The organism is Saccharopolyspora elongata (assembly GCF_004348985.1).
In the GTDB taxonomy this organism is placed as follows: Bacteria; Actinomycetota; Actinomycetes; order Mycobacteriales; family Pseudonocardiaceae; genus Saccharopolyspora; species Saccharopolyspora elongata.
This window is the reverse complement of sequence record NZ_SMKW01000166.1, coordinates 1-7,695: the sequence shown is the minus strand read 5'-3', so window position 1 is coordinate 7,695 and position 7,695 is coordinate 1. Positions and strand designations below refer to the sequence as shown.

Annotated in this window: 6 protein-coding genes and 1 pseudogene; 5 read left to right on the top strand and 2 right to left on the bottom strand. The window is 66.8% G+C overall.

The genetic code is table 11. The features are described from left to right. The first annotated feature begins 406 nt into the window (after window positions 1–406). From E1288_RS49610 to E1288_RS45525, 3 genes are all read left to right on the top strand, one after another. Complete coding sequence (locus E1288_RS49610; protein ID WP_235884282.1) at window positions 407–928, top strand: recombinase family protein; 522 nt, start codon at window positions 407–409, stop codon at window positions 926–928. Next, the gene (locus E1288_RS49605; RefSeq protein ID WP_328592579.1) at window positions 843–1,631 is read left to right on the top strand and encodes a recombinase family protein; all 789 of its coding nucleotides are present in this window, start codon (window positions 843–845) and stop codon (window positions 1,629–1,631) included. The genes E1288_RS49610 and E1288_RS49605 overlap by 86 nt, the downstream gene beginning before the upstream one ends. A gap of 463 nt (window positions 1,632–2,094) precedes the next feature. After that, entirely contained in the window at window positions 2,095–2,445 is a 351-nt protein-coding gene (locus E1288_RS45525; protein ID WP_328592578.1) for a hypothetical protein, read from the top strand. Between the two features lie 218 nt (window positions 2,446–2,663). Here E1288_RS45525 and E1288_RS49600 read toward each other — a convergent pair. Both E1288_RS49600 and E1288_RS45515 read right to left on the bottom strand, forming a co-directional pair. Further along, window positions 2,664–3,264: pseudogene (locus E1288_RS49600) on the bottom strand (helix-turn-helix domain-containing protein); the annotation flags it as partial. Window positions 3,265–4,213: 949 nt separating this feature from the next. Next, on the bottom strand, window positions 4,214–5,005 hold the full coding sequence (locus E1288_RS45515; protein ID WP_132495475.1) for an IclR family transcriptional regulator: 792 nt from the start codon (window positions 5,003–5,005) through the stop codon (window positions 4,214–4,216). Window positions 5,006–5,155: 150 nt separating this feature from the next. Here E1288_RS45515 and E1288_RS45510 point away from each other — a divergent pair, with 150 nt between their 5' ends. Continuing rightward, entirely contained in the window at window positions 5,156–6,631 is a 1,476-nt protein-coding gene (locus E1288_RS45510) for a mannitol dehydrogenase family protein (protein WP_132495473.1), read from the top strand. 34 nt (window positions 6,632–6,665) lie between these two features. Then, window positions 6,666–7,670 carry an L-idonate 5-dehydrogenase gene (locus E1288_RS45505; protein ID WP_132495471.1) on the top strand — a complete coding sequence of 335 codons (1,005 nt, stop codon included), beginning with the start codon at window positions 6,666–6,668 and terminating at the stop codon, window positions 7,668–7,670. Window positions 7,671–7,695 lie beyond the last annotated feature (25 nt).

The window sequence follows — 7,695 nt, the reverse complement described above, 5'->3', positions numbered from 1 at the left end:
AGGCTGCTGAGCCGGCTTGCCGGGCCTGTCGGATGAAGTGGACACGTCTATCAGGATCTCCGATCCCGCCCTCGCTCCGGCACCCGGCACTCACACCAGGTGTCTCATCTCATCCTGACAAAGAGGGGTCTCCCCACCCGAGATTTGGTCGTGGATGGGCTGAATGGGTGGCAGTAGCGTGTATGGCCGTCACTGTTCACTGCTCGTCTCGTCTCCCTGGAGAAGGTCTCATAGGTGGGAAGTGATCAGCATGACGACTACACATCTCCAGCACGGTGAGGATGTGCTTGGCGCCTGGGTCGAGCACGCCCGTCGCCGAACGGCGGGGCGTGCGCCCGGTCGTGACGGTAGCGGGGTTCGGTTCGCTTTCTATGGTCGTACTTCCACACGCCGCCACCAGCACCGCGTGACCTCGGCTTCCTGGCAACGGGAGGCGGCAGAGCACACCATCGCCGGGCACGGTGTCATTGTGGCGGAGTTCTTCGACGCTGGATGTTCCCGTCGCTTGCCGTGGGCGGGGCGTCCGCGAGCCGCAGCTCTGTTGGCGGCGCTCGGCGATCCGGATCGCGGTTTCGATGCGATCGTGGTCGGTGAGTATGAGCGTGCCTTCAGCGACACTCAGTTTGCCCGTATGTTGCCGCTTTTTGAGCGTCACGGAGTGCAGGTGTGGTTCCCGGAGGCTGGCGGGCCCTTCCAGGCCGACAATCCCCATCACCAAGCGCTGATGACCATGCTTGGTGCCCAGTCTCAGCGGGAGGTTCTTCGGGCTCGGCATCGGGTGCTGGCGGCGATGTGTACTCAGGTTCGTGATCAGGGGCGTTATCTTGGTGGTCGGCCGCCGTATGGGTACCGGCTTGTCGATGCTGGCCCGCACCCGAATCAGGCGCACGCACGGTGGGGGGCGGCGGATGCAGCGATTGGAACCTGATCCTGCTACGGCACCGTATGTGCGTTGGATGTTCGCGCAACGTGGGGAGGGCAGGAGTATCTCGGGCATTGCTCGGTCTCTCAATGATCAACATGTGCCTTGTCCGTCGGGAGTTGACCGGGACCGGAGTCCGCACCGTGCCGGCCAGGCATGGACGGTGCCGACGGTGGCGTCGATCCTGGCCAACCCGCGTTACACCGGTCGCCAGGTGTGGAATCGCCAGCAGGCCCGCCGCGCCACGAATGATGAGGACTCGCAGCTGCATTTATGGAGCACGCCACAGGAGTGGGTGATCTCGACACGGGCCACGCATCCGGCGTTGGTCAGCGAAGCTGACTTCGTGGCGGTGCAGGCCATCCGGTCCGCGCGGCCGGCCGGTGACGGTACGACCCGTACGTACCGGTTCGCGGGTCTCCTGCGGTGCGGGATCTGTCATCGCCGTATGGATGCGCACTGGGTGAACCGGCGTCCCGGTTACCGGTGCCGTCATGGACACACCAGCAGCCAGCAGCGCACACCGGATCAGCCCAAGAGTGTTTATGTCCGCGAAGACCACTTGCTCGCGGAGGTCGCATCCGAGCTCCCCAACTCGGTCCTCGCCTGCGATGGTCAACCCGAAGAGACTGCCAGGCTCCTGCGAGAGCACAATCTGATCATCGTCTACAACAAGTCAGGCTCGGTCGTGACATCCGACCGAGCCTGACCAGCGACAAGACCCCTTACTATGGGGTAATTCTGTGTCCGAGACTTGCACCAAATCCCCACCTTTTTCGAGCGGGCCGTGCTGTGGTTACCGCGTAGTGGCTCCGGTACGAGCCGTAGCTGAAGGCAGTGTCCAGTGTGCGTTCGAGCCTGAGGTGCGACACACGCAGCAATCACACCAGTTGCCGGGCCTCGTGACCTGCTGATTCGGGTTGAGGTCCCGCTCGCCATGGAGCGTCGCGCGAAGCGCGGTGAAAAGGGAGGTGAGGCCGGATCGAAAGAGCGAGCTCCATTCGCGGTGTACTTGGAATGCTCTCGGCGTGGCCCGACGAAGTCGTGCGGTCGCAGGTCTGGGTCCTCGGCAGGGAGCCATGCAGAAGGTCCCGCCTCTGGCCACTGGTCTCCTGTGGATGGCTGGTCATCCCCGGCTGTCTTCAGTGGTCCGAGCCTAGGTGGAGGAGCTGATGCGGGCTTCCCGGGATCCAGTGGAGCGGGTGGTGACCGTGATCATGGGTTCAGTCATCGCGTTGACCTTCCTGTTCGGGTTCGGCAACGTCCTGAGCCTTGCGTTGCGGCTGGGGGTGCCGATGTACGTGGCGCCGCTGGTGGCTCCGGCGGTCGATCTGTCGGTGCTTGGGTTGCTGCTGGGTACGCGGTACCTCGGCCTGCGCGGTGCGCCGCCGGAGCAGCTACGCCCGGCGCGGCGGCTGCTGCTGTTCGCGTCGCTGGTGACGCTCGCGTTGAACGTGGCCGAGCCGATCTGCGCTGGCCAGTTCGGAAGGCCGCCTTCGATGCGGTGGGTCCGTTGCTGCTGATCGGCTGGGCGGAGGTCGGCCCGGGTCTACTGCAGGCGATCTCTTCGGCAGGGACCCCGTCCAACACTGAAGTGCAGACGGCCATTGGCGTGGCCGGCGACGATGGTGCTGTGTCGACAGCGTCGTGCACGGTGTCGGACAACGTCCCTGGTCAGCAACGGGATGGCGACGATGCGTCCGCGAGCGAAGCTGAAGAGCTTGTGTTTCGTGCTGTTGATCTCGGTAAAGGCCATCCGGGTGAACCCATCGACGGCGGAGTGCAGGTGCACGTAGCCGCGTTTCCGTTGGTGGTCTTGGAACGTGCTGCGGCTGCTGCTTGGTCGGAGTCGCGGCCGTGGGTGCGCCATTCACCACCGTCGGGGATTCGCCCGACTTTCTTGACGTTGACGTGGATCATCATGTGCCCGGGCCGTTTCGCGACGATCGTCTGCGGCTTTCGATTCGAGTCACCGTCGGGGTCGATGAACCGGCGGCGGTTCAGGCCGAGCTGCGCGAGTATCCGGGACACGTTGCGACGACTGATCCTCGTGCCGACTTCGTCGAGTTCGAACGTGATACGTGCTGTGGACCATTTGTGTTCCCGCCGCATCGTTTCGATCTTCTCGACGACTTCCGGTGGCGTGCTGATCGGCTGATGGCGTGGTGCTGAGGATCCGACCAGCAAGCCGACCTCGCCGTGTCTGCGCCATCGGTTGACCCACTTTGATGCGCCCAGGAGATACCCATCTCTTCGGCGACGTGCGCGATCGGCCGTGTACGACATCGTTCGACCAAACGTCGGCGGCCTTCGACGGACAGTGGTGCGTTGCGGTGGAGCACGGGCGAAGACTGCTCGACGCCGGGGATTCCTGAAGAGGCTGAGGACGTGCCAGTGCTGTGCACGGCTGTGAACAACATGCCTGGTCACAACGTCAGCTGCGCGGACAGCGTCCCGGTGGTGCCGCACGATGAAGACGGTGACCTGTTGCGGGAGGAGGCATACCGGCTCGATGCCGAACACTGGGGATCGGGTCAGGACCCTCGGTGATCCGGCCACGTGCGGCTCGAAGACCGCCCTACCCACCGACAAAGACCCCGCATTCCGCATGGAACACCTTGCTGCGGAGCCGCCACGTTTTGTTGGGGCACTTCCCAAGATAGCGACCGGCGGGCTCTGATCTTAACGTCGATGCTCACACCTACTGGTGCCTGTGGTGGCGACCAACTCGTAGATCTGTTGAGAGGTGGTTCCGGCTGAGTGGAAGACCCAGTTCCGCGCCCCGTGATGGTGACCAGCCCGTGGAGCTGGTGAGAGCGTTGACCCCGCGTCGCGGCAGTTGACGCAGGTCAACCCGTGATGGTGACCAGCTTTCGGAGCTGGTGAGAGGTACCCGCCACCGGTAACCACCAAGGATCAGCGAACCCTGTGATGGTGACCAGCTCATGGAGCTGGTGAGAGCTCCAACGCCCGCACCCGGTTAGCGAACGGATCATCACGCCCGCGATGGTGACCAGCTCGTGGAGCTGGTGAGAGGACGTGGCGCCACCGCGCGCCTTTGTTGATGACCGCGGTCCAGTGATGGTGACCAGCTCGGGGAGCTGGTGAGAGCGATCGCGATCACGAAGGAGAACGGATCGAGGACGGCGGCTCAACGTCGGTGGCCACCGGTGGTCGGACATGTCGACGCCACCGTTGGCGCAGGCCGGTGCCCTGGATCGATCCCAGTACTCAACCGTACGGCTCGATACGACAGGCGGCCGTTGAGGCCGCGAGGCGTCCCGCGCTCGGTCACCCCGCTGTCGGCGTGAGGGTGTACTCCTCCGGGGCGAGGTCGGCGGCGAGTTCGCGGAGCAGGGCGCCGATCTCGGCGAGGCGGTCGGTGGTCATGCGCTCGGCGGGGCCGGTGACGCTGATCGCGACGTCCTGCGCGGTCGTGGACGTGAGGGCGATGCCGACGCAGGCGATCCCGGCTTCGTTCTCCTCGTTCTCGATCGCCCATCCGTGCGTGCGCGCGGCGTCGACCGCGTCGCGGAACCGGTCGCCGAGCGTGGGGTGCGCGTGGTCGGGGTCGGCTTCCTCGGCGTAGCTGGTCAGGAGTGAATCGTTCGGGGGAGCCGCGGCGATGAGCGCGCGTCCGAGTGCCGTGCTCGCGATATGCGCGCGTCGACCGACACGCGACCACACGCGGACGGAGCGCTCCGGTTCGATCTTGTCGAGATAGACGACGCGGCGTCCGTCGAGCACGCCGAGGTGGACGAGTTCCTCCGTCCGGCGCGACAGCTCGAGCAGCAGCGGCCGGAACAGCAGCGGCAGGTTGTCGTCCGCACCGAAGGTCCGCACGATCCGCCTGAGCGCCTCGCCGAGGACGTAGTTGCGGTCTTCGCCGTCGCGCGCCACGTATTCGCGGTGCGCGAGGCCACGGAGCAGCCGGTGGACCGACCCCTTGTTGATTCCCGTGCGTGCCGCGATCTCGCCGAGCGCGAGTCCCTCGGGGCCCGCTGTCGCAACCGTCTCGAGCACGACGAGTGCGCGGTCGAGGCTCGTGACGGGCGGCGTCTCCGATGTGGGTTCGGTCTCCATGGCTCCATTGTCGTCCCGGTCGATATTGCATCGCGCTCAACGCGAGTCTAGCTTATGGTCCAACATACAAAACGGTCGGTTCGCAATGTGAAACGCAATGCGCGGTAGTGCTGGACCACAGCTTGTACGTCGTGGAAGGACAAAGACGTCATGACACAGCCACTGGGCCGGAAGAGCGTGCCCGCAGGATCGCTCCTCGGAGCGTCCGCCCCGGACCGGACGGGAATCGTCCACCTCGGCCTCGGCAACTTCCATCGCGCGCACGGCGCGGTCTACACTGCGCAGGCGATGGCCGCCGCCGGTGGCGACTGGGGCATCCGCGGCTTCGCGCACTCGTCGGAGCGGGTCGTAGCTCCGATGCGAGCCCAGGACAACGTCTACTCGATCCTCCAGCTCTCCGAACACGGCGTCGAGGCGGGCGTGGTCGATGTCCACCGCAACACCGGCGTAGCTGCCCAGGACCCCGCCGCGGTCGTGGACGCGATCGCGGATCCGGCGCACCGCATCGTCACACTCACCGTCTCCGAGGTCGGCTACACGCGCGACCCCGCGACCGGCAGGCTGGCGCTCGACGACCCCGACGTCGCCGCGGACCTGCCGGCAGGCTCGACGCCGCGCACCGCGGTGGGCATGATCGCCCGCGGTCTCGAGAAGCGCGCCGCCTCGGGTGAGCCGTTCGCCGTCCTTTCCTGCGACAACCTCCAGTCCTCCGGTGACGTCACGCGCGCCGTGGTCGAGGAGTTCCTGCAGGCGGCAGGCGTGAGCGACGACGTGCTGTCCTTCGTGTCCTCGTCGGTGTCGTTCCCGAACGCGATGGTCGACCGCATCGTGCCGAAGACGACCGACGAGCACTCACGTCTCGTCGCGGATCTGCTCGGCGTCAAGGACCTGTGTCCGGTCCCCGCCGAGGACTTCACCATGTGGGTTCTCGAGGACGACTTCGCGGGCGGCCGTCCCGCCTGGGATCTGGCCGGCGCGACGTTCTCGAACGAGCTCGAGGCGTACGAGATGGTCAAGCTGCGCCTGCTCAACGGATCGCACTCGCTCATCGCCTACCTCGGAATCCTCTCCGGCGCGCCGACGATCGACGTGGCGTGGGGACAGGACTTCGTGCGCGAGGCGGTCCTGAACGAGATCACCGACGACTACCTTCCAACGTTCACCCCGCCCACCGGATTCGACGCTGACGCGTACGTGTCCGAATTGGACGCCCGGTGGCGCAACCCGCTCATCGGGCATGGGACCACCCAGGTGGGCACCGACGGATCCGTCAAGCTCCTCCAGCGCATCCCCGACGCGGCGCTGCTCCACCTCCGGCGCGGCGACATGCCGCACCACCTCGCGCTGTGCACCGCCGCGTGGATCGCGTGCGTCGCCCCGCCGACGGGCTTCACCCCGGATCCGCTCGCCGAGCGCATCGTCGAACCCGCCCGCGACCGGCTCGCCGCCGCCGTCGACGGCGCTGTGACCGTTCCCGACCACGTGCGCCGGATCATGAACGGCGGATTCTTCCCGGACGCCCTCGCCGAGCAGGATGCCTTCACCGCCAGGGTCGCCGACCTGCTCACCCTCATCATCCGCGACGGTGCGCGCGCTGCGGCAGCCGACGTCGCCGCCTCCCGCTGAGCCTCCCCCGCCGACCTCCTGGAGCTGATCATCGATGAAAGGCCTGTTCATCCACGGCGCCGAGGACATGCGCCTCGAGGACGTCGCCGTCCCCGAACCCGCCGACGGCGAGGTGCTGCTGCGCGTGCGGTACGTCGGCATCTGCGGTTCGGACCTGCACTACTACTTCCACGGCAAGAACGGGGAGAACCTGGTCCGCGAGCCCTTCGCACCCGGTCACGAGTTCTCCGCGATCGTCGAAGCCGATCCGAGTGGCGAGTGGGCGAAGGGCACGCCGGTGACCGTGCACCCCGCGCGGTACGGCACCCCGGTGGACGGCATCGCGGACCGGCCGCACCTGTGGCCCGGCGGCGATTACCTCGGCAGCGCCGCGGACTTCCCGCACCGACAGGGCGCCGCCGCGGAGTACGTGCTCGTCGAAAAGCCCATGCTCCGCAGGCTGCCGGAAGGCCTGTCACTGCGGGACGCCGCGCTCGCTGAGCCTCTCGGCGTCGCGCTGCACGCGCTCACGATCGCCAACAGCGACTTCGGTGATCGCGCGCTCGTGCTCGGCGCCGGCCCCGTCGGCCTGCTGATCGTCGCGGCGCTCGCCGCGCGCGGCGTCGAACACGTGGCCGTCGGGGACATCCAGGAATCCGCCCTCGAACGAGCCCGCGCGCTCGGCGCCCACGAGACGTTCCTCATCGGACGCGACGACGTCCCGACGACCTCCTACCCCGTCGTGTTCGAGTGCTCGGGTGCGCCCGCGTCGCTAACGCAAGCGGTTGCGTCGGCGGCCCGCGCAGGCGTCGTCGTCCAGGTCGGCATGCTCGCCGACACCGCGATCGGGGTGAACCTCGCGCCGCTCGTGTCGAAGGAAGTCCAGCTGCGCGGCACGTTCCGCTTCTCGACGGAGATCGACGAGGCCGTCGACATGCTCGCGGCCCACCCCTCGATCTCCCAGGTCATCACGCACGTGCTCCCCGCGACCGAGGCGGTGGAGGCATTCGCGACGGCGAAGGACTCCGCTGCTTCCGGCAAGGTCCTCATCGAGTTCTGACCTTCCCCCTCCACCCTGTCGCTTA